This is a genomic window from Vibrio sp. RC586 (assembly GCF_000176715.1).
Lineage (GTDB): Bacteria > Pseudomonadota > Gammaproteobacteria > Enterobacterales > Vibrionaceae > Vibrio.
This window is the reverse complement of record NZ_ADBD01000016.1, coordinates 52,635-72,416: the sequence shown is the minus strand read 5'-3', so window position 1 is coordinate 72,416 and position 19,782 is coordinate 52,635. Positions and strand designations below refer to the sequence as shown.

The 19,782-nt window shown below is 39.0% G+C and carries 18 protein-coding genes; 4 read left to right on the top strand and 14 right to left on the bottom strand.

The window, feature by feature from the left end; translation table 11 throughout:
- Positions 1-12 precede the first annotated feature (12 nt).
- From wbjC to VOA_RS00285, 12 genes are read right to left on the bottom strand one after another with little or no spacing between them, the layout of a single operon-like run.
- The gene (gene wbjC / locus VOA_RS00230; protein ID WP_001028646.1) at positions 13-1,119 is read right to left on the bottom strand and encodes a UDP-2-acetamido-2,6-beta-L-arabino-hexul-4-ose reductase; all 1,107 of its coding nucleotides are present in this window, start codon (positions 1,117-1,119) and stop codon (positions 13-15) included.
- On the bottom strand, positions 1,119-2,162 hold the full coding sequence (locus tag VOA_RS00235) for a polysaccharide biosynthesis protein (protein ID WP_001048199.1): 1,044 nt from the start codon (positions 2,160-2,162) through the stop codon (positions 1,119-1,121). The genes wbjC and VOA_RS00235 overlap by 1 nt, the downstream gene beginning before the upstream one ends.
- Positions 2,159-3,442, bottom strand: a complete 1,284-nt coding sequence (locus tag VOA_RS00240; RefSeq protein WP_000819145.1) for a hypothetical protein — start codon at positions 3,440-3,442, stop codon at positions 2,159-2,161. Before VOA_RS00240 ends, VOA_RS00235 begins: the two co-directional genes overlap by 4 nt.
- The gene (locus tag VOA_RS00245) at positions 3,439-4,446 is read right to left on the bottom strand and encodes a glycosyltransferase (RefSeq protein WP_001171471.1); all 1,008 of its coding nucleotides are present in this window, start codon (positions 4,444-4,446) and stop codon (positions 3,439-3,441) included. The genes VOA_RS00240 and VOA_RS00245 overlap by 4 nt, the downstream gene beginning before the upstream one ends.
- Positions 4,433-5,293: a hypothetical protein gene (locus VOA_RS00250; protein WP_001049887.1), complete on the bottom strand. Its 861-nt coding sequence runs from the start codon at positions 5,291-5,293 to the stop codon at positions 4,433-4,435. Before VOA_RS00250 ends, VOA_RS00245 begins: the two co-directional genes overlap by 14 nt.
- Positions 5,293-7,086: an ABC transporter ATP-binding protein gene (locus VOA_RS00255; RefSeq protein WP_000594114.1), complete on the bottom strand. Its 1,794-nt coding sequence runs from the start codon at positions 7,084-7,086 to the stop codon at positions 5,293-5,295. The genes VOA_RS00250 and VOA_RS00255 overlap by 1 nt, the downstream gene beginning before the upstream one ends.
- Entirely contained in the window at positions 7,083-8,183 is a 1,101-nt protein-coding gene (locus VOA_RS00260; protein WP_000606842.1) for a DegT/DnrJ/EryC1/StrS family aminotransferase, read from the bottom strand. Before VOA_RS00260 ends, VOA_RS00255 begins: the two co-directional genes overlap by 4 nt.
- Positions 8,180-9,367 carry a formyltransferase family protein gene (locus VOA_RS00265; RefSeq protein WP_009356202.1) on the bottom strand — a complete coding sequence of 396 codons (1,188 nt, stop codon included), beginning with the start codon at positions 9,365-9,367 and terminating at the stop codon, positions 8,180-8,182. Before VOA_RS00265 ends, VOA_RS00260 begins: the two co-directional genes overlap by 4 nt.
- Positions 9,339-9,761 carry a sugar 3,4-ketoisomerase gene (locus VOA_RS00270; protein ID WP_000052682.1) on the bottom strand — a complete coding sequence of 141 codons (423 nt, stop codon included), beginning with the start codon at positions 9,759-9,761 and terminating at the stop codon, positions 9,339-9,341. The genes VOA_RS00265 and VOA_RS00270 overlap by 29 nt, the downstream gene beginning before the upstream one ends.
- Positions 9,758-10,639 (bottom strand): glucose-1-phosphate thymidylyltransferase RfbA, encoded by an 882-nt coding sequence (gene rfbA, locus VOA_RS00275; protein ID WP_000676089.1) that lies wholly within the window; start codon positions 10,637-10,639, stop codon positions 9,758-9,760. Before rfbA ends, VOA_RS00270 begins: the two co-directional genes overlap by 4 nt.
- A 23-nt stretch (positions 10,640-10,662) precedes the next feature.
- Positions 10,663-11,727 carry a dTDP-glucose 4,6-dehydratase gene (rffG, locus tag VOA_RS00280; protein WP_000699465.1) on the bottom strand — a complete coding sequence of 355 codons (1,065 nt, stop codon included), beginning with the start codon at positions 11,725-11,727 and terminating at the stop codon, positions 10,663-10,665.
- Between the two features lie 39 nt (positions 11,728-11,766).
- Positions 11,767-12,903: an LPS O-antigen chain length determinant protein WzzB gene (locus tag VOA_RS00285; RefSeq protein ID WP_000096293.1), complete on the bottom strand. Its 1,137-nt coding sequence runs from the start codon at positions 12,901-12,903 to the stop codon at positions 11,767-11,769.
- Positions 12,904-13,120: 217 nt separating this feature from the next.
- Between VOA_RS00285 and rfaD the strand changes: the two genes are divergently transcribed.
- The 3 genes from rfaD to VOA_RS0118855 all read left to right on the top strand — a co-directional run bounded on the left by rfaD (position 13,121) and on the right by VOA_RS0118855 (position 16,516).
- Positions 13,121-14,065 (top strand): ADP-glyceromanno-heptose 6-epimerase, encoded by a 945-nt coding sequence (gene rfaD, locus VOA_RS00290; RefSeq protein WP_000587787.1) that lies wholly within the window; start codon positions 13,121-13,123, stop codon positions 14,063-14,065.
- A 104-nt stretch (positions 14,066-14,169) separates the two neighbouring features.
- On the top strand, positions 14,170-15,945 hold the full coding sequence (locus VOA_RS00295; RefSeq protein WP_001023751.1) for a polysaccharide deacetylase family protein: 1,776 nt from the start codon (positions 14,170-14,172) through the stop codon (positions 15,943-15,945).
- A 10-nt stretch (positions 15,946-15,955) separates the two neighbouring features.
- Complete coding sequence (locus tag VOA_RS0118855; protein ID WP_000896831.1) at positions 15,956-16,516, top strand: acyltransferase; 561 nt, start codon at positions 15,956-15,958, stop codon at positions 16,514-16,516.
- Between the two features lie 97 nt (positions 16,517-16,613).
- Here VOA_RS0118855 and VOA_RS00300 read toward each other — a convergent pair whose 3' ends face one another.
- Together VOA_RS00300 and VOA_RS00305 are read right to left on the bottom strand one after the other, a co-directional pair.
- Complete coding sequence (locus tag VOA_RS00300; RefSeq protein WP_000494471.1) at positions 16,614-17,828, bottom strand: O-antigen ligase family protein; 1,215 nt, start codon at positions 17,826-17,828, stop codon at positions 16,614-16,616.
- Positions 17,812-18,540 carry a glycosyltransferase family 25 protein gene (locus tag VOA_RS00305; RefSeq protein WP_009356200.1) on the bottom strand — a complete coding sequence of 243 codons (729 nt, stop codon included), beginning with the start codon at positions 18,538-18,540 and terminating at the stop codon, positions 17,812-17,814. The genes VOA_RS00300 and VOA_RS00305 overlap by 17 nt, the downstream gene beginning before the upstream one ends.
- Before the next feature lie 180 nt (positions 18,541-18,720).
- On the opposite strand from VOA_RS00305, the gene waaF reads away from it, so the two are divergent.
- Positions 18,721-19,782, top strand: coding sequence for a lipopolysaccharide heptosyltransferase II (gene waaF, locus VOA_RS00310; RefSeq protein WP_000770963.1), 1,062 nt, complete (start codon positions 18,721-18,723; stop codon positions 19,780-19,782).

The window sequence follows — 19,782 nt, the reverse complement described above, 5'->3', positions numbered from 1 at the left end:
ATTTCTCTTGAATCAAGACAATGGACGGGCAAAGGTATCAGGCGCTTCGCGATCGAAGATTTCATTCGCCCATAGCATTACGATCATTTCTTCATCACCAATATTGGTGATGTCATGAGACCAGCCAGGAACCGTTTCAACGACTTGCGGTGAACTGCCATCAGTATAAAGTTCATGAAGTTCACCAGTAGCAATATGCTCAAATTTAAATAACGCCTTGCCTTTAAGCACTAAAAATTTTTCATTTTTACTATGGTGATAATGGCCACCTCGAGTGACGCCAGGATGAGCAGTAAAGAAAGAAAACTGACCCGCTTGCTTGGTTTTCAACATTTCGCTAAAGACACCGCGCTCATCACCATAACTGGGAATGGAATAACTAAACTGCTCTGGTGTCATATAACTAAGGTAAGTCGAGTAAAGGGCGCGAGTTAAACCCGTACCAACATTTTCAGTAACAAGATTGTCTCTACTTTCTTTAAAGGCACGCAATAGTTCAGCGACCTGACCGACCGTAGTCGGATACTCTGGTGTTACGCTCTTATAGCCGCTTTCTAAGCCACCTTCTAACAATGAAATTAAATGGGTACACACATCATCAATGTAAACCAAGGTTACTGGCGCACTCGGGTCGTTTATCGTGATGTCAAGATCGTTTAGCGTGTTGTAACAAAAAGTGGCGACAAAGGAGTTGTAATTCGGCCGACACCACTTCCCAAACACATTTGGAAAGCGGTAAATGAAGTACGGTGCTTGTATCTGCTGGCCATACTGCTCAACTGCTTGCTCGGCCAGACGCTTACTTTGTCCGTAGGCATTGTCTTGCTCTGCCTGTGTCGAAGAACTCACCACCAAAGGAACCTTCTTATCGTTAAGCACGAGTTGCTCTGCAATAAAACTGGTTAAACCTGCATTACCTTGCTGAAACTCAACTTCATCTTTTGGGCGGTTGATACCCGCTAAATGATAGACAAAATCAGCATTAGCGAGAACTTGGGATAATTGCTCACGCGATGTTTCGCGATCGACCTCGACAATATCTTGATAACCATGTTCGCGGAGCATAACGCAAAGGTTTTTGCCAATAAAACCTTTGGCACCAGTGACAACAATGTTCATTACACACCTTCAGGAACGTTTAGACTACCTGCCTTAATATCAGCGATAAAATCCAATTTGTGAAGTAGTTTTACCATGCTTTGTACATCTAGACGCTCGGTATTATGTGAATTGTAATCTTCAATTAGAGAAAGATCCGTCTCACCTTCTTCGTTGTACTTTGAATAGTTCAAATCACGATTATCCGCAGGGATGCGGTAATACCCACCTTGATCTTCGGCTACAAACATTTCCTCACGACTGCAAAGGGCTTCATAAAGCTTTTCACCATGACGAGTTCCGATAATATTGACGGGATGATTAGGCTTACCTGTAATTTGAAACAATGCTTTAACTAGAATATCAATTGTCGCAGCTGGCGCTTTTTGCACAAAAATATCGCCATTAGATCCATGCTCAAAAGCATGTAAAACTAGATCAACCGCATCACTGAGCGTCATCATAAATCTCGTCATATTTGGATCAGTTACAGTTAATGGTTGATCATGAATAATTTGACGTAAAAAAAGTGGGATCACTGAACCACGCGAGGCCATCACGTTGCCATAGCGAGTTGCAGAAATAACGGTCTTCTCAGGGTCAACATTACGTGACTTTGCAACAATCACCTTTTCCATCATAGCCTTGGAAATCCCCATAGCATTGATTGGATAAACCGCCTTGTCTGTACTTAAGCAGACCACTCGTTTGACTTCATTTTGAATGGCTGCTTCAAGGACATTCTCTGTTCCCAACACATTAGTTTTCACGGCCTCCATAGGATGGAATTCACAAGATGGAACTTGCTTAAGAGCTGCAGCATGATAAATATAGTCAACACCACGTGTTGCATTTAAAATACTTTGATAATCACGGACATCACCAATATAAAACTTCAATTTAGAGTTGTTATATTTTTTACGCATGTCATCTTGCTTTTTTTCATCACGAGAAAAAATTCTTATTTCGGAAATATCAGTACCTAAAAAACGATCTAAGACGGCGTTACCAAAAGATCCGGTACCACCTGTTATTAGTAGCGTTTTATTCATAAATAAATTCATCTATACACAACCTTCTTGTTTTCAAAAAACCATAGAGCTAAAATTACAAAAAAGTAAGAAATAGTATCTATAAAACCAAAAATCTGATTATTCGCTGGTAGGAATATAAAAAAAACCACTAAAATAGGCATCAAAGCAGAACCATAAAAACTTTTTTGAAATATAATTGAACACCAAACTCTAGAAAGTAAAAAACCGAATAAAAACATTATTAAAGACACACCAGCAAAACTAACATCATTAGCCATTTGTGCATAAAAACTATGCCACATTGCCTTTTCATCCCAAACTGATGATATTCTCGACTGGAATGTCAAATTTGAAACATCAACACCAAAAACAAGCAATAATTGGTTTTGTAAAAAATGTGAACTACCAAAGCCATATGTCCAAATCCAAGGTTCACTTAGAGCTAAGCAAAAACCATAATAACCTTGAACTAAGTACGAACTTAACCAAACGAACGAGTATAAGTAGAAGCCAATTATACTGCCAAGTTCAGGTGTCGCAATATTTACACTGATATCACCGAGAGGTGATAGTGTATTAAAATATTCAAACCCTCCACCACGCTGAGTCATCATAAAGCCGAAGAAACCTGAAAAGAGCAAAAAAACTATAGTCGACACCGCAAAAATTTTTAAAATTGCAAGTTCATTACTCATGAGCTTGACAAAAAACAATGAAACAGATAAAAAAATAAAAAAATAAAAAAGGATACTACTAACACCTCCCGCTAACGAGGGCAAAATAAACAAAATGGAATACATTATGAATAATAATTTCTTGGAACAATCATACATCCGCCAAAAATAAACAGAATAATAAATAAATAAAAACTTAAAAAACATAAAGAAAATTGATAAAACATTGAAAAATCTTGAAGACGCGACATTTTCAGCATTAATTTTCTCCAATCGTTGCACATATACTTCAGCTGGAGACTGAATACCATCACTGATCTGACTAAAAATATCCCATGGAATCAGAGATGAATTAATCATGACATTTTTATAGGTAACAAGAGATGCTAATACAGCAAAGAAAAAAATTATATAAAAAGTCTCGCTTCTGAATTCAAAAACATGATGAACACCACTATTCCTATATAGAATATTAGAAACTACGTATCCCAGTATAAATGCGAGGTGATAACTTATCATGCAAACATAAAATAACAATTCATTATGAATCACAAAGGTTATAGGACCAAACAAAAAAACAAGCAAAGTAAACAACAAATAAGCTTCAATAAAGATGAGAGGGGCAAACCTTTTCATTTTCTAATTTCGTCCCTAAAAAATTTACAAGAACGCTGGATAATCTTATTAAGATGAACATTATGATCTTCAATTTCTATAGTACATTGATTTTTCAGAGAATTTATGGATCTATAGTTTAGTAACGATTTTATTAAAAAAATATAAAAACCAATATTAAGAAGCTTATTTAATTTTGTGTTATTCAAAATAAACAAAAACCGCCTATTTCTAATTAAAATCTTGTCCAAAAGGTTATTCGAACGACTTTCTAGATAATTATAAATTTTCGTTTTATCATCAATAAACCTACGATTTGCAATTATATAAGTAGAACCTTGAGTCCTTCTGTAATAAACATAAACTTTATTTTTCAGCATATATGGCTGCTTAATAATTTGTTCTGCAATTGCTATTTGAATAGGCCAATCTTCAACAACATCAAAACGCTTTAGAAAAGATAAGGTTTTATCGGAGGTTAATAGTCTAGTGTTATAAAAAATATTAGGCGCATTGTTAATACTAAGGAATTTAAAACGTTCTATAAGGGGTTTATTCTTATAGATCGCTTGACTTGCCAACAAACCTAAAACTTCGGTTTTATCTAAGTACAGATCCGCGTCAGAGAAATGCAAAGGTATACCAGAAAGAATTGAGTAACTATCATTATCTTCACAAACTTCAAAAATATTTTCAAAAGAATAAATATCATCCCCCCCAGTTATCTTGAAAGTAGCATCGTCAGATGCTAAGCGCAACATATTGCAAATGCTTTTGCAAGTCCCAACATTTTTAGTGTTGTAGAACCTTTTAACATTTCTAAATATTTCAGAATTAACAGATAACCATTTTTCGACTAATAAAATAGAGTTATCAGTAGAAGCGTCATCATTTATGTATAGATCAACTTTATACTTTTCACCATATAACTCAACAAGAAATTTAATACTTTCAAGATGTTCAATTATATAACTCTCATGGTTATACATTAAAGTCATGAAGACGAAGATATTATTTTTTTGCACAATACTTTGCCTTAAAATAACGAGGAATAAAGTTTAAAGATTTAAATCCAACCATTTTAAATCCAAGACATATAAAATTTATTTTCCAAGCAATGCTACGCGCTTCTGAAATTGCATCTTCTGAAAAACCACGCAGGCTTACATCTATATCTAACTTAAATTTCTCTATTTTATCTAAAACTACAGCTCTAACCCATTTTCCACGATAAATTGCTCCACCTTTAGTATAATTATAAGGATATAGGTCGCTCCCATTGATATTTAAACTATAAAATTTTTTGCCATCGTTAAAGGTGCGATAACTACCAAACACTTCCCAAGCCCACGGGTTATCATGATTTCCAGTATATCTTATCAAGTCAGACTTACGCCAAATTGCAGGAGCAGAGTTAAGTTTGTAATCACTGTAATCAATAATTTCTGAGAACCTATTATCAAATTTATTAATTTTAGTCATGGGAGAATTTGTGTTTATTAAATAATAAACAGCAACACTGGGGTCAGCCTTCATAAAATCAACAATAGATATTAAATCTCTTTCGTTTATATAATCCTCAAGAATAAAATCATCATACACAACCAAGACAAATTCGGAACGTACGTCTTCTAGTGTTTTGAGAAAACGATCCCCCCACGTATTAAATCCTTCAGGCTTATAATTATGGATTATTGCTGGATAGTTATCATGTAAGTTATTTTCTGTATTAACAATCACTTCAAAACTGCAATTTGGCCAATATTCAGAAAAAGAAGCAAAGAAAAGAGATAGAACGTCAGAATAAGAATCACAAGTATTAATTATTACTGTCAACTCAGAATTTAAGTCACTTTTATTTTTAAGATTCATTATTTTACACCTGCAATCTTTTTGAAAAATTCATTTTTCTCAATCAAATCTGAGTAACTACCAGTTGCAGTAATATGACCATCATTCAGAACATATATTTTGTCACAGTTTTTTATTGTATTAACCCTATGGGCTATCATAACAATGGTTTTGTTACCTGATATATCAGAGATAGAACGCATTATTTGTTTTTCTGTTATACCATCCAAAGCACTTGTTGCTTCATCAAAAAATAGGTACTCTGCATCATTGTATAACGCCCTTGCAATTGCGATACGTTGCCGTTGGCCACCTGATATTTGTATTCCTTTGTCCCCAACTTTGGTGTCAAAACCTTTTTCCAGCGAATTAATCCAATCATTTAACTGTGCAAGCTTAGACGCAGTACGTAATTTTTCCATATTAATGTCGTTATATTCAACGCCAAAGGCTATATTTTCGCTGACTGTTCCATCTCTAATTAATGCCATTTGTGACACATAGCCCAAGCTATTCTTCCATGTGAAATTATTTGATTTGTTTAATTTTTTTCCACCAACAGAAATAGTCCCGTTTTCAATCGATAAACAACCAATTAAAATATCCAACAACGTAGATTTTCCGGACCCAGAAAATCCAACAATTCCAATGCTAGATTTGTAAGGTATTTCAAGTGATATACTATTTAGAACTTTCTTGTGTTTTCCTTTGTAACTGAATGAAATATTTTCGACGACAATATCACCAGTCAGTTTTTCTGAATTTTCTTCCCTCGTATGTGGATGCTTATTTGTATTGGCAGCTTCTAAATCCGTCTTGAGTGCAGTAAAAGCAGATACGTTGCATCTTATTTGTGCTGCTCCGCTATATATTTGCTGAAAAGAAGGTAGTAATTTGAAAGCTGCAACTCCAAAAACCCCCATCACAGGTAATACTGTTGCTAAGTTAGAATTATTTGCTTTAAGTAGCAATAAAATCATCGCAACCATAGAGCTAAAAACAACAAGCTCTATAAAATATCTTGGAATATTATATAAGCTGTTACTCGAACCATAGGAGGTAGAAAATATTTTACCGCTTTCTTTAAACTGACGAATAAAATAGTCCTGACGCCCTAAAACCTGCACCTCTTTTATCGAACCAAAACCCTCATTCATCAAGGAGAAACGTTTCTTAGAGTATTCACTAATTAAAGAACCATTTCGAGCTAGCTTGTTCTTTACGACTGAGAACAAAGTGAAATATGCAGTACCTAGAATAGTGACACCTACAATAGCTACTATAGGATTGTAAAGGAAAACAAAAATTGATATTAATACAATAGTTGCAATTCTAGCATTTATCTGAACCAGCGGTTGTAAAATATTGTCAGTTACACGAGATACTTCAGTGGCGATTTTCTTAACTAGGTCAGCGCTATTAATCCTTGTGTAATATTCATAGTCCATATTGATGTAGTGCTCATACAATCTGTCACCGAATTCTGAACCTACTGAAGCGGCAAACATTGACAATTTCCAAATCGTAATCATAGAAGCAATCGCAGCAATAAGCATAAGAACTAATACTGCAACACCAAGCGAAAACATAAAGTCAATATTACTACTTACACCAGAAAGCTTATAAATTTCACTGATAATACGATTTGATTGAATATACTCATCATTACTCACAATAGCCATAAATGGACCTATCGATAATACTGATAACACCTCTAGGATTGCTGACAAAACAACCATCACCTGTAAAGGGAATAAGTCCTTTCGTTGCTTGGAATTTAATACACTAAGTAATTCTTTTACTAGTTTTATCATATGAACCTATTAATGGAATTAATAATTAAATTAACCTCTTCATCCGACATAACAGGGCTTATAGGCAGGCTCAAAACTGTGTCATGAATTTTCTCTGTTATCGGTAAATTCAGTTCGAATAGTGATTCATAAGCTTGTTGCTTATGTGGAGGTATAGGATAATGGATCAGAGTCTGGATTCCGTTTTTAACAAAATATTGATGTAAACCATTACGCCGTTCACACCGTACTACGAACAGATGCCAGACATGGGAAAGTTCGTCCTTCACTTGTGGTAACGTAATCAGAGAATTATTGATCTGAGTACGAAATGTCTGAGCAATATGCTGACGGCGAGCAGTTTCGGCCTCTAAATGGCGTAACTTCACGCGCAACATCGCGGCTTGTATTTCATCTAAGCGGCTGTTCACTCCTTGGAAAAGGTTCTCATACTTTTTATGTGAGCCATAATTACGCAGTGCCTTTAAAGTATCAGCTAACTGATCATCATTTGTGGTAATCGCTCCCGCATCGCCTAAAGCACCTAAGTTTTTGCCTGGGTAAAAACTAAACCCCGCCGCATGCCCCCAATTACCGGCTCGCTGTCCATTAATTTCTGCGCCATGAGCTTGCGCGCAATCTTCTAGCACTAATAGATCATGTTCTTGAGCAATTTGCATAATCTCAGGCATAGGCGAGATTAAGCCATACAGATGCACCGGAAGAATCGCTTTGGTCTTTGGTGTGATCGCCGCCTTGATGCCTTCTTGGCTCAAGTTATAGGTATTGATGTCTGGCTCAACCAGTACTGGCGTTAAGCGATTTTCAGTAATAGCTAAGATGCTGGCAATGTAGGTGTTAGCCGGGACAATGACTTCATCCCCTTCTTGCAACTTACCTAACTCTTTCCAAGCTCTCAGCACTAATATTAACGCATCAAGGCCATTCGCGACGCCAATTACGTGTTTAGTGCCACAATAGGAGGAAAATTCGGCTTCGAACTGTAGTAACTCTTGGCCTTGAATATACCAGCCAGAATCAATCACCCGTGCACAAGCTTGTTTGAGTTCTTGCTGATACTGTTCGTTGATAGACTTTAAATCTAAGAAATTTATCATTTGAATACTCTCATTTGCTCGACTGCGTCAATATTTCCAGACTTATTGACATAATCAAAGACATCAAGTCCATTATTATCTTTTATTTTCACATCAGCTCCTAGCTCAATAATTTGTTCTAATATTGAGTAGTCATTGTTTTTGATTGCAAAATCCTTGGCATACATAAAAACGGTAGTGCCATTTACATTTCGATCGTTTATATTAGCCCCGAAAGATAATAACCTTTTAATCATGTCTATTCGACCATGATATGCGGCGACAATAATAGGGCTCCACCCTTTTGCATTTCTTTCATTCACATTAAAACGATTAACATACTTAAGAAACAACTTAATATCATTTTCTTCAATGGAAATCAGCAATTCATCAAAAAAATCTTTGTAAACCAAAATATCAAAATCAATAGTTGCAACCATGAAGCTGATATCGTCTTCAATTAAACTACCAGGTTTTTCTTTACTTTTATTATCACTAATTTCAACACCACAGACTTTTCTTCCATTAATATCCGGAAGTTGATAGTCTCTAAAAGTAAACGCGTCAATTTGTCTCTTTACTTGAAACGCTGCTTTATTAAAGTCAATCTTGACATTAGAATAATCAATCGACTTTTTACTATAATAGCTTGATTTATCTGACCCTTGGGGTCTTTTGACTAGATCACCACTGAGAATGTTCTTTAAATTCCTTAAAATAAGACATGTACCAGTATCGATATACTTTTGATATAAACTTTTTGCAGTTTCATGTTCCGCTAGTGTAAATGCCTCTTGGAATATGATGTCTCCGGTATCAATGCCTCTATCAATGCAGTGAAATGTAACACCACTGGTAGATTCACCATTAATTATTGGCCATGCTGACGTATACATACCTTTGTATTTAGGAAGTAATGAAAAATGTATGTTATAAATATTTTTATGAGAAAAACGATTGGGGTCGACTATTTTGTCAAATTCTAACGATAGAAATAACGCATCTTCACATCCATAAGCTTCGGATAATGACAATGATTTTATACCGTTACTTAAGCAAAACTTCTTAAATGAACGCTGAAAGCCATCAATACCATTATCATTAGCATTGAATATAGCAAAAACCTCATCAACTTCTGGTCTATAAAGTAGGGCCTTTACAACGTCTATAGCGATATTATTTTTTCCAGCCACTAATACTTTCAAGCTTCACCTCTAAAAATTCACTATAGTCACGAATATAATCACTTTCATCATAATGTTCACTGGCTAACACCATCAGTACGCAATCTTCTGAAAAATCGTGCATTTCTCGCCATAAACATGAATCAATCAATATGCCTTTCGTTGGGCAATCGAGAATAATCTCTTCTTTAGTAATCCCATCATCAAGCACAAAACGGCAACTGCCTTTAAGCACAATCGCGACTTGTTTGAGTGCTTTGTGCGCATGTAAGCCACGCACCACACCTTGCTTAGTATCGAAGATGTAATAAATACGTTTTATAGCAAACGGTATATTCTTCATCTCTTCTAATGCGACGAGGTTGCCTCGCTCATCCCCTAAACAAGGGAACTCAATCCACTTAATTAAACTCATGCCTGACCTTCTAAAAGTGATGAAAGATACTGCCCATACCCATTTTTAGCCATTAGATCTGCACGCTCTGTCACTTGCTCAGTAGACAGCCACTGTTGACTATAAGCGATTTCTTCTAAACAAGCGACTTTATAACCTTGGCGTTTTTCAATGGTTTCCACAAATTGTGCCGCTTCTAGCAAGCTTTCATGGGTGCCAGTATCAAGCCAAGCATAACCACGACCGAGTAATTCAACATTAAGTTGATTGCGTTTTAAGTACAGCTCATTAAGACAAGTTATTTCTAGCTCACCACGCGCTGAAGGCTGCACCTCTTTGGCCAGTTTTACGACTTGATTATCGTAGAAATACAGTCCAGTCACAGCAAAATTGCTTTTTGGTTGGCTTGGTTTTTCTTCAATTGAAATCGCGCGTTTATTCTCATCAAACTCGACCACACCAAAACGTTCAGGATCTTTAACTTGATAACCAAACACGGTTGCCCCTTGGCCGTTGTTTGCATTCGCCACCGCTTGTTGCAACTTAGGTCGAAAACCTTGCCCCCAAAAAATATTATCGCCCAACACCAGACAGACTGAGGAATCGCCAATGAACTGTTCACCAATAATAAAGGCTTGGGCAAGGCCATCGGGTGATTCCTGCACTGCGTATTCAAGAGTAATACCAAACTGACTGCCATCTCCAAGTAGACGCTGGAAACTGGCTTGATCTTCTGGAGTGGTGATGATCAAAGTCTCGCGAATACCTGCAAGCATTAATACTGATAGCGGATAGTAAATCATCGGTTTATCGTAAACCGGTAGCAGCTGTTTAGAGACTCCCATCGTGATGGGATAAAGACGAGTGCCTGAGCCACCCGCTAAAATAATGCCTTTCATGCTATTGCCAACTTCATTGATTGTTATTGTCCGGTACCTAAACGCTCACGGCTGTATGAGCCGTCCAACACTCGGCTCCACCATTCATGGTTATGTAAATACCACTCTACGGTTTTGCGAATACCGGATTCAAAGGTCTCTTCTGGCTTCCAACCCAGCTCTCGCTCGATTTTCGACGCATCAATCGCATAGCGAACATCATGCCCTGGGCGGTCTTTGACGTAAGTAATGAGGTCGGCGTAGTGTGCAACACCCGCGGGCTTATTCGGCATCAATTCTTCAAGTAATGCACAGAGTGTGTTTACGACTTCAATATTGGCTTTTTCATTGTGTCCACCAATGTTGTAGGTTTCACCCACCAGACCTTCAGTCACCACTTTATACAATGCTCGTGCGTGGTCTTCGACAAACAGCCAATCGCGAATTTGCATACCATCGCCATACACAGGCAGGGCTTTCCCTTCCAGTGCATTCAAAATCATCAATGGAATGAGCTTTTCTGGAAAATGATACGGGCCGTAGTTGTTTGAGCAGTTGGTGACTATAGTGGGTAAACCATAAGTACGTAGCCAAGCGCGCACCAAGTGGTCACTGGATGCCTTAGACGCAGAATAAGGACTACTTGGTTCATAGGCTGTCGTTTCGGTAAAGAGCTCGTCCGTACCTTCTAAATCACCATACACCTCATCGGTTGAGATGTGATGAAAACGAAACGCGGCTTTACGTTCACTCTCCAAATGATTCCAGTAATGACGAGCCGCTTCGAGGAGGGTATAGGTGCCAATAATATTGGTTTCGATAAAGGCCGCTGGACCATCAATAGAGCGGTCAACATGAGATTCAGCCGCCAAATGCATAACCGCATCGGGTTGATGCTCTGCAAAAACACGGTCTAGCTCGAAACGGTCACAAACATCGACTCGCTCAAAAGCATAACGTTCACTACCAGCCACTGACGCTAAAGATTCTAAATTGCCTGCATAAGTCAATTTATCTAAGTTCACGACACTGTCTTGAGTGCTCTGGATGATATGGCGAACAACAGCAGAGCCAATAAAGCCAGCTCCACCTGTAACAAGAATTTTCATTTTTATTCCCTAAATAACAAAGATCTGAGATTTCTAGGGTTATTGGTCTAAGCCCTTTCCTCTTCTAAACGCAAACCTCACCAACACCATAGCCACACCCAACATTCCTCCAAGCAAACTACCAAGCACCACAATCAAAGCGCGCTTGGGTTTATCTCGGGTGAGTGGTTGTTCCGGTTGGTCTAAATAGTAAAAACCATTTACTGACCACTTAGTCTCTGCACTTAACGTTTCTAAGTCAAATTGGCTCAGCTTACTTTGTAAAATAGCCAGTCTTGGCTCAAACACACTCAAATCTTTGATGGATTTTAAGGCATCTACCTTAGCTTTTAAGGCGCGGCTACCAATGTTAATCGCGAAAATCTCTTGTTCACCTAAATTTTGTACTGGCTGTTTAATATCAGCCGCTTCAGCAATATTTAAAGCATATTGCGTACGCTCTAACTCAACTTGTAAACGCAATTGTGCTTGTTGCTGTAGGTTTTTCTCTTGCTGTGTCAGTTCACCATATTTCGCAGCTAAGGTGCTAATTAAATTAGCATTGAGCTGTTGATTAAGGGTTTGGTTAACAAACTGAATGTAGTCACTAAGCAAGGTTAAGCTACTGGTTTTATCTACCGACTGAAAAATTAAAGTAAATGTGTCGTTGTTTTTACCTACCGCTGAAGCTTTAATGCGCTCAAACCACTCTTCGTACAGCGTCTGCATAACTTCCGGATCATTGTTTTGCTCCAGCATCTGCTTTTGCAGAGTTAAAAAAGTAGAGTTAGCTTGCATAAAGCTACGTTTAGTGCCATTAGCATTAAACTCTTGAATAAAACGTTTAAAAATAACCTCAGGATCAATCAATGAATCTAAGGTCTCACTGACAATAACGGTGCCGTCTTCTTGGTACACATCAAACAACGGTTGATAACGCTTTACCGCCTGCTGGTAACTAGTAATACCTTGCAATTGCGGTTGGCTAACGGTTGCTTTGGCACTCCACCATTCTTGGGCGGTTAATGCATAGCCTATGGCGATCACACTGCAAAATAATGTGGTCATAATGATTAGCCACTTTCCTTGCCATAGGGCTGCAAAAAGCTCTTTTAAATCAATTTCATCATTAGCAGGATAAGCGTAATGTGGGTATTGTGGGGGCTGAACGGGGGGGGTATTAGCTAATGAACTCACTGATTGCTCCTGCAGTATAGATGTACAATTTTTTGACACGCTACCGCCCTTAGGTCTCGCTCCTAATAGCGTTATACAACATGCGTTTTGCCACGGAGTTTAAACCAAAACCCCTAACAGGGCGAGCCCTCAAAAGGCGGAGATTAGATTTTGTGATTACAGTAAGAAAATGACAGTCTATAATGCGTGCAACTGTTCGCATCTATAGGAATTCATAATGATTATCGTAACTGGCGGCGCTGGCATGATTGGCAGCAACATTATCAAAGCGCTTAATGAGCGTGGTATCAATGACATTCTGGTTGTCGATCATTTGAAAAATGGTCGTAAGTTCAAAAATCTGGTTGACCTACAGATCGCCGATTACATGGATCGAGATGACTTCCTTGCTCAGATCATGGCCGGTGATGATTTTGGGCCCATTGAAGCCATTTTCCATGAAGGTGCTTGCTCTGCGACCACAGAATGGGATGGCAAATATGTCATGCTCAACAACTATGAATACTCTAAAGAGCTGCTGCACTACTGTTTAGATCGTGAAATTCCCTTCCTGTACGCCTCTTCGGCAGCCACCTATGGTGAAACCGATACCTTTATTGAGGAACCGCAATACGAAGGTGCACTCAACGTTTACGGTTACTCGAAACAGCAATTTGATAACTATGTGCGCCGCCTATGGTTAGATGCGAAACAACACAACGAAACCTTATCGCAAATAACGGGGTTTCGTTACTTCAACGTATACGGTCCTCGTGAGCAGCATAAAGGCTCGATGGCTTCGGTTGCCTTTCATTTGAACAATCAAATGAATGCCGGTGAAAACCCGAAACTGTTTGCTGGCAGTGAGCACTTCAAACGTGATTTCGTGTATGTCGGTGATGTCGCGGCGGTCAATTTGTGGTTTTTAGATCATGGCGTATCCGGCATTTTTAACTGTGGTACTGGTAAAGCGGAATCGTTCAACGAAGTGGCGAAAGCGGTGATCGCATTCCATGGTCGTGGCGAAGTCGAAACCATTCCATTCCCAGACCATCTTAAAGGTGCTTACCAAGAGTTTACCGAGGCTGACCTTACCAAACTTCGTGCTGCTGGCTGTGATGTACAGTTCAAAACTGTGGCTGAAGGTGTCGCTGAATATATGGCGCTGATTAATCGTAAGTAAGGGAAACCCTTAAACCCCCTCCTAACCTCCCCCTTAAAGGGGGAGGAACAAATAGAATTAGCCCTGTAAGGGGTGTATTAGCAAATGTGGAAATTGGAGTTTAGATGAATATTTTGATGGCCCTATCCCAACTCGAAATAACGGGAGCCGAGGTGTATGCCACTAGTGTAGGTAATGAGCTCACTCAACGTGGCCATCAGGTATTTTATGTTTCCGATACGCTCACCAAAGCTCACGATGGCCTGTTTTTTAAACTGCGCTTTAATAAACGCAGCATCCCGCGGCGCTTTTGGCATGTCGCCTATCTGGTTTACCTGATCAAGAAACATCAGATCCAGCTAGTCCATGCTCACTCACGAGCATCAAGCTGGAGTTGCCATATTGCCTGCCAGTTGACTAATACTCCAATGGTTACCACGATCCATGGTCGTCAACCGGTACATGCTTCGCGCAAAAAATTCCATGCAATGGGAGATAAAGCACTGCCTGTTTGCGAAGCAATACGAGAGCAATTAATCAAAGATCTCGATGTACCAGAGAGCCAACTGCACGTAAGCCGTAATGGGATAGAAACAGGTACCTTCAAGCGTAGCTCTGCACCCAATAATCCTAAGCCGGTTATCTCTATCATTGGCAGACTCAGTGGCCCTAAAGGTGAACTTTGCTATAGGTTGCTGACAGAGTGTTTAGACCTCGACCGCTACCAAGTTCAAGTGATCACAGGTACACCATTGACCGAGCGTTTTAGCGCACTGCAAGATAAAGTCTCATTTCCCGGCTACAGCGCTAACGTTGAACAGGTCATGGCTCAATCAGATTTGGTGATTGGTGCAGGACGAGTCGCGATGGAGGCACTCCTGTGTGGTCGCCCGACTCTTGCGATTGGTGAAGCTAGCTGTGTGGGCATTATCGAATTGGATAATCTAAACCAAGCCATGGCAACCAATTTTGGCGATATCGGCCCACACGATCTGGCGATAGATTTCCAGCAGATCCCCGCTTTGATTGAGCAAGGCCTAAGTCAACCACACTGCGCTCAAGAGATCACTGAACAGATCAAGCTTAACTATGATTTACAAGTGATTGTGAATGAGCTTGAAAGCCTTTATCAAACGGTTTACGTCAACAAATTACAACGAGAAGTTCCCATCATCATGTACCACCGCTTTATTCGTGATGACAGCGAAAAAGGTGTACATGGAACCTATTTGCATATTCAGCAGCTTGAGAAACATTTTCGGTTGCTTAAAAAGATGGGCTTTGAAACTCTGACCTTTAAAGAACTAGCCGAGAAGGGATTTATTCATCGCTTACAACCGGGTAAGCGTTTTATCATGATTACCGTTGATGATGGCTATCGCGACAACTATGAGTTGTTACTACCGCTGCTCAAAAAGTATCAATTTAAAGCCGTGGTGTATGTGGTGACTGGCGAGAATTTTAATCGCTGGGATGTCGAAGTGAGTGACAACCCAGAAAAAGTGGTGCCTTTGATGTCACCGGAGCAAGTTAAAGCGTTACATGACTCTGGATTAGTAGAAATTGGGGGTCATACGATGACTCATCCCTTTTTGAGTAAGCTCAGCGAATCAGAACAACGCGAAGAGATATTGCGCAACAAACTCGAACTTGAAGCGCTAATCGGAGAGCCACTAACCTCCTTTGCTTATCCTTATGGTGACCATGATGCAACCTCTAAACAACTGGCTCAGGATCTGGGTTATCGATTTGCCGTAGCGACCAACAGCGGTCCACTTGTGATGCACCAAGATCCCTATCAAATTCGTCGGATTGCGATTTTTCCAAGAACCGACACTTTTGGTCTTTGGCGAAAAGTGAAAGGGAATTATCTATTTAGAAAAATGAACAAAAAATCATAAGAGGTTGCAGATGGCTGGCTTTGGATTAATTTCAAAACTGCGCAATAAAATTCGGGTAAAACCTAACAACAAGATTCAAATAGGTAAAAATACTCGTATCCGCTATTGCGACATTTATGTTAATGGTAATAATAACCAACTGATTATCCATGATGGTGCAAATTTAAAAGGCGTCTCTATCGAGCTCAATGGCAACAATTGTCTCTTAGAAATTGGCGAAAACTGCGTAATTGGCGAAAACTGTTTTTTATCATGCCGAGAATATGACACTACATTAATTATTGGTAGCGAATGCATGTTTTCGCGCAACGTAAAACTAATGACCAGTGATGGACATGATATTTTACGTGATGGTAAGCGTGTTAACCCTGCAAAAAATATCCATATCGGCTCGCATGTATGGTTAGCGGATAATGTTACTGTCTTAAAAGGCGTGTCAATTGGAAGTGGTTCGATAGTAGGCATTAACTCAACCGTAACACATTCTTTTGCCGATAATTCTGCAGCAGCTGGTAATCCAGCTCGAGTGATCGCCAACTCTATTGCTTGGCAGGAAGAGTTAACTTTTTAAATTAATATTTACACGATTTTCAATAAAAATAAAAATCGGCCTTATCAAAATAAAAAGACCGACCTTATTATAGAAAAAAACGTAATCAGAATAACAATCAGTAGTATTTAAACAGATGAAGATTTTTATTCACACCTTTCTCTGAAAAACGAATCAAAAGGCCACACAAGATCGTCAACAAATAAACAATATGGGTGTGATGCAAAGGCACATCGGTTAAGCCAGCAAATATCAGCATCATAAACATACTATTAACTAGCGGATTACCAATATATTCAAAAGCCGAATTATTTAAATTAAAAATTAGAGCTAAGCAAAACAAAAAGATTACCAGAGTACCCACTATGCCATAGCGTGCTAAAAAATCTAAATACTGATTATGTAGATGAGGCTGTGTTGCTGCACCAGGATTCGTCATTTTTGAAATGCGATCCTGCAGTCCAATATCACCCACTCCAAAGAGCGGATTTTGAGCAATAATGTCCACTCCATGCATCCACAAATCCAAGCGTACACCTATAGAACTACTTAAATAACCTTGCTTTATCAAAGCGATTTCGCCTTGAGTCTGAGTAATACGAGCATTAATCTCAGGTTGAAATATCGTATAAAAAACGCCTAAAAAAAACATTACCGATAATATCGAAGCAACATAATATTTCCATATCGGTTTAATTGTGGTGATCACCAAATAGATGATGGCAACTGGAAGAAAGAGTATTACTCCTCGCACATCAGTCATAATGATCGCAGATAAGGAAAGCGAGCCACCGATAGACGCAAGTAGTTTTAATGTTTTTGATTGCGAGTTCAATAATAGATAAACACAAGACAATACTAAAAAAGATACATACAATGCATATGGTATTGGATTAGTTGCAATGCCGACTCTGTAAATATTTAAAACATAACGTTCATAAAATGCATTTAAACCGCAAACAATGGCAGCAATTGCAATGATATAACATACCACTTTTGGATTAATTCTTTTCCATGGTACAAAAATCAAATAAGCCAGACTTGTAATTAATGTTCTCGCCAAACTGAATCCATCTCCTCGAATAACGTGATAAATAGAATATACCACTACAACCCCAAAGCCAAAAATCAGAAAGCTTTTCAATTGTGAATTATAATTATCCTTTATTTCCTTTCCATACTTTATCATTCCATAAAGACAAACCACGGGGATAAGTCTTGAGAGGATAAACTTTGTGTCAGGAAAATTAAAAATAGCCATAAGTAGTATGGCTAACGGAGATATAAAAAATGCAGCTTCTAATTTTGATATGTGTTTATTTTTTGTAAACATTGTTTGCTAATGCCATCTTTATTTTTCTATATAATGAATATAATTCCCTTGTAGGCTTTCTATATAACGGCGCACTTGGTTGCCTATCATTTTGGAAAGTCGTTTCAAAATGATCTGGGTTTTCTACAACACTGGGATAAAATACAAATGATGGCATATCGTGTAGATATAACGACCCCATATAATTATCAACGGGCATAGACCAACGTTGAGAACCTTTTATTAATTTTTTAGCACTCTCAGGAGATAACGAATAAGCTCTCGCACCTCCAAAATTATTGGTAAGAAAAGAGATCTTAAAGTCATTTGTTTTTTCTTTTAAAAACAGACGACTACGATCGTAAGCCTCTTCCAATCGAAGAAATCCATACTCTTGCGTTTTTACTCGTATGATATTGAGGTAATTAATAAAACTAGGAAGAATTTTAGCATCATCTTCTAGAATAACGATCGGCTCCCCTAATTCGACACATTTTTGCCACATCAAATAGTGGCTTGCGTAACAACCAAGCTCTCCTCGCATAGGCATTTTGCCACTCGTCAACCAAAGACGCTTGGTATAGTCATAATTGGCAAAGAGTGGATGGGGAGGATCGACTCGTCCATCAATCGCATCAAAAAACTCAAACTTCAGACCATGAGAGGTCATTTGCTGTTCAATTGATGCACGTCTATCTAAGCTGTTTTTAAGGCTAATTACGTAGATTTTCATCAGGGAAAACTCGAATTCTTATAAGAATAGTCGCCAACGCGCTACACAATGCTGATTATCAAACTGGGTCAGATTAGAGCATATCTTGACTGGCATTTGAATGCATTTGTTGAACGCAAGTGAGTTTTATCAAACTAGTGCTGTGTTAGAATAGCCGCAAAATAAGAATGACGGTGAAAAATGAAGTTACTGATTGTAGGCCCTTCTTGGGTAGGCGATATGGTGATGTCACAGAGCTTATATAAACGGCTCAAGCAGTTACATCCTAGCGCAAAGATTGATGTCTTAGCGCCAGCTTGGTGCAAACCGATTTTAGAACGCATGCCCGAAGTCAATCAGGCGATTGAAATGACGATCGGACACGGTGCATTCAACCTACTAGGGCGTCGGGCTATTGGCCATGAGCTACGAGACAAACACTACACTCAGGCTTATGTGCTACCCAATTCAGCAAAATCTGCTCTGATTCCGGTATTCGCCAAAATTCCACGCCGTACTGGCTGGAAAGGTGAATTTCGTTATGGGCTGCTTAATGACTTACGTCCGGACAAACGTGTCTTTCAATACATGGTTGAAAGGTACGTCGCATTAGCTCATCCAAAAGCGACAATGCGAGCAGACGTTTCATTGGAACACTGTCCAAGACCAAAACTCACCGTTGACCATACAGCGCAACAGACGGCGCGCCAGAGACTTGGCTTAGATTCGACGCGGCCAATTATCGGTCTTTGTCCTGGTGCAGAGTTTGGCCCAGCTAAACGCTGGCCCGATCACTACTACGCCGAAGTCGCTCGTTATGTGATTGAAAAAGGTTTTCAGGTGTGGTTGTTTGGTTCAGCGAAAGATCATCCGGTCACAACCCAAATACAACAAGCATTAAGCTCAGAGCAACAAGCATACTGTGCCAACCTTGCTGGAGAAACCTCATTAATTGAAGCGGTTGACTTACTTGCTGCTTGTCATACGGTGGTGAGTAATGACTCTGGATTAATGCATGTTTCTGCAGCAGTCGGGTGTAATATTGTCGCCATTTACGGCTCTAGCTCCCCCAAATATACGCCACCACTGACCGATAAACTGGCGATGGTGCATACCGAGATTGAGTGTCGCCCTTGCTTTAAACGAGAATGCCCGCTAGGCCATATGGATTGCCTCAATTCTCTATTGCCTTCTCGTGTCATTGAAGCGCTAAACCTATTTATCGTGCCCGATGCGAAATCGGCACTCGCTAATGAGATATAA

What these genes read in the sequence shown, in the direction of transcription:
- wbjC (WP_001028646.1), bottom strand. Translation starts at nt 1,119, where the DNA reads ATGAACATTGTTGTCACTGGTGCCAAAGGTTTTATTGGCAAAAACCTT.
- VOA_RS00250 (WP_001049887.1), bottom strand. Translation starts at nt 5,293, where the DNA reads ATGAATCTTAAAAATAAAAGTGACTTAAATTCTGAGTTGACAGTAATA.
- waaF (WP_000770963.1), top strand. Translation starts at nt 18,721, where the DNA reads ATGAAGTTACTGATTGTAGGCCCTTCTTGGGTAGGCGATATGGTGATG.
- VOA_RS00255 (WP_000594114.1), bottom strand. Translation starts at nt 7,086, where the DNA reads ATGATAAAACTAGTAAAAGAATTACTTAGTGTATTAAATTCCAAGCAA.
- VOA_RS00305 (WP_009356200.1), bottom strand. Translation starts at nt 18,540, where the DNA reads ATGAAAATCTACGTAATTAGCCTTAAAAACAGCTTAGATAGACGTGCA.
- rffG (WP_000699465.1), bottom strand. Translation starts at nt 11,727, where the DNA reads ATGAAAATTCTTGTTACAGGTGGAGCTGGCTTTATTGGCTCTGCTGTT.
- VOA_RS00300 (WP_000494471.1), bottom strand. Translation starts at nt 17,828, where the DNA reads ATGTTTACAAAAAATAAACACATATCAAAATTAGAAGCTGCATTTTTT.
- VOA_RS00235 (WP_001048199.1), bottom strand. Translation starts at nt 2,162, where the DNA reads ATGAATTTATTTATGAATAAAACGCTACTAATAACAGGTGGTACCGGA.
- VOA_RS00295 (WP_001023751.1), top strand. Translation starts at nt 14,170, where the DNA reads ATGAATATTTTGATGGCCCTATCCCAACTCGAAATAACGGGAGCCGAG.
- VOA_RS00240 (WP_000819145.1), bottom strand. Translation starts at nt 3,442, where the DNA reads ATGAAAAGGTTTGCCCCTCTCATCTTTATTGAAGCTTATTTGTTGTTT.
- VOA_RS00260 (WP_000606842.1), bottom strand. Translation starts at nt 8,183, where the DNA reads ATGATAAATTTCTTAGATTTAAAGTCTATCAACGAACAGTATCAGCAA.
- rfaD (WP_000587787.1), top strand. Translation starts at nt 13,121, where the DNA reads ATGATTATCGTAACTGGCGGCGCTGGCATGATTGGCAGCAACATTATC.
- VOA_RS0118855 (WP_000896831.1), top strand. Translation starts at nt 15,956, where the DNA reads ATGGCTGGCTTTGGATTAATTTCAAAACTGCGCAATAAAATTCGGGTA.
- rfbA (WP_000676089.1), bottom strand. Translation starts at nt 10,639, where the DNA reads ATGAAAGGCATTATTTTAGCGGGTGGCTCAGGCACTCGTCTTTATCCC.
- VOA_RS00270 (WP_000052682.1), bottom strand. Translation starts at nt 9,761, where the DNA reads ATGAGTTTAATTAAGTGGATTGAGTTCCCTTGTTTAGGGGATGAGCGA.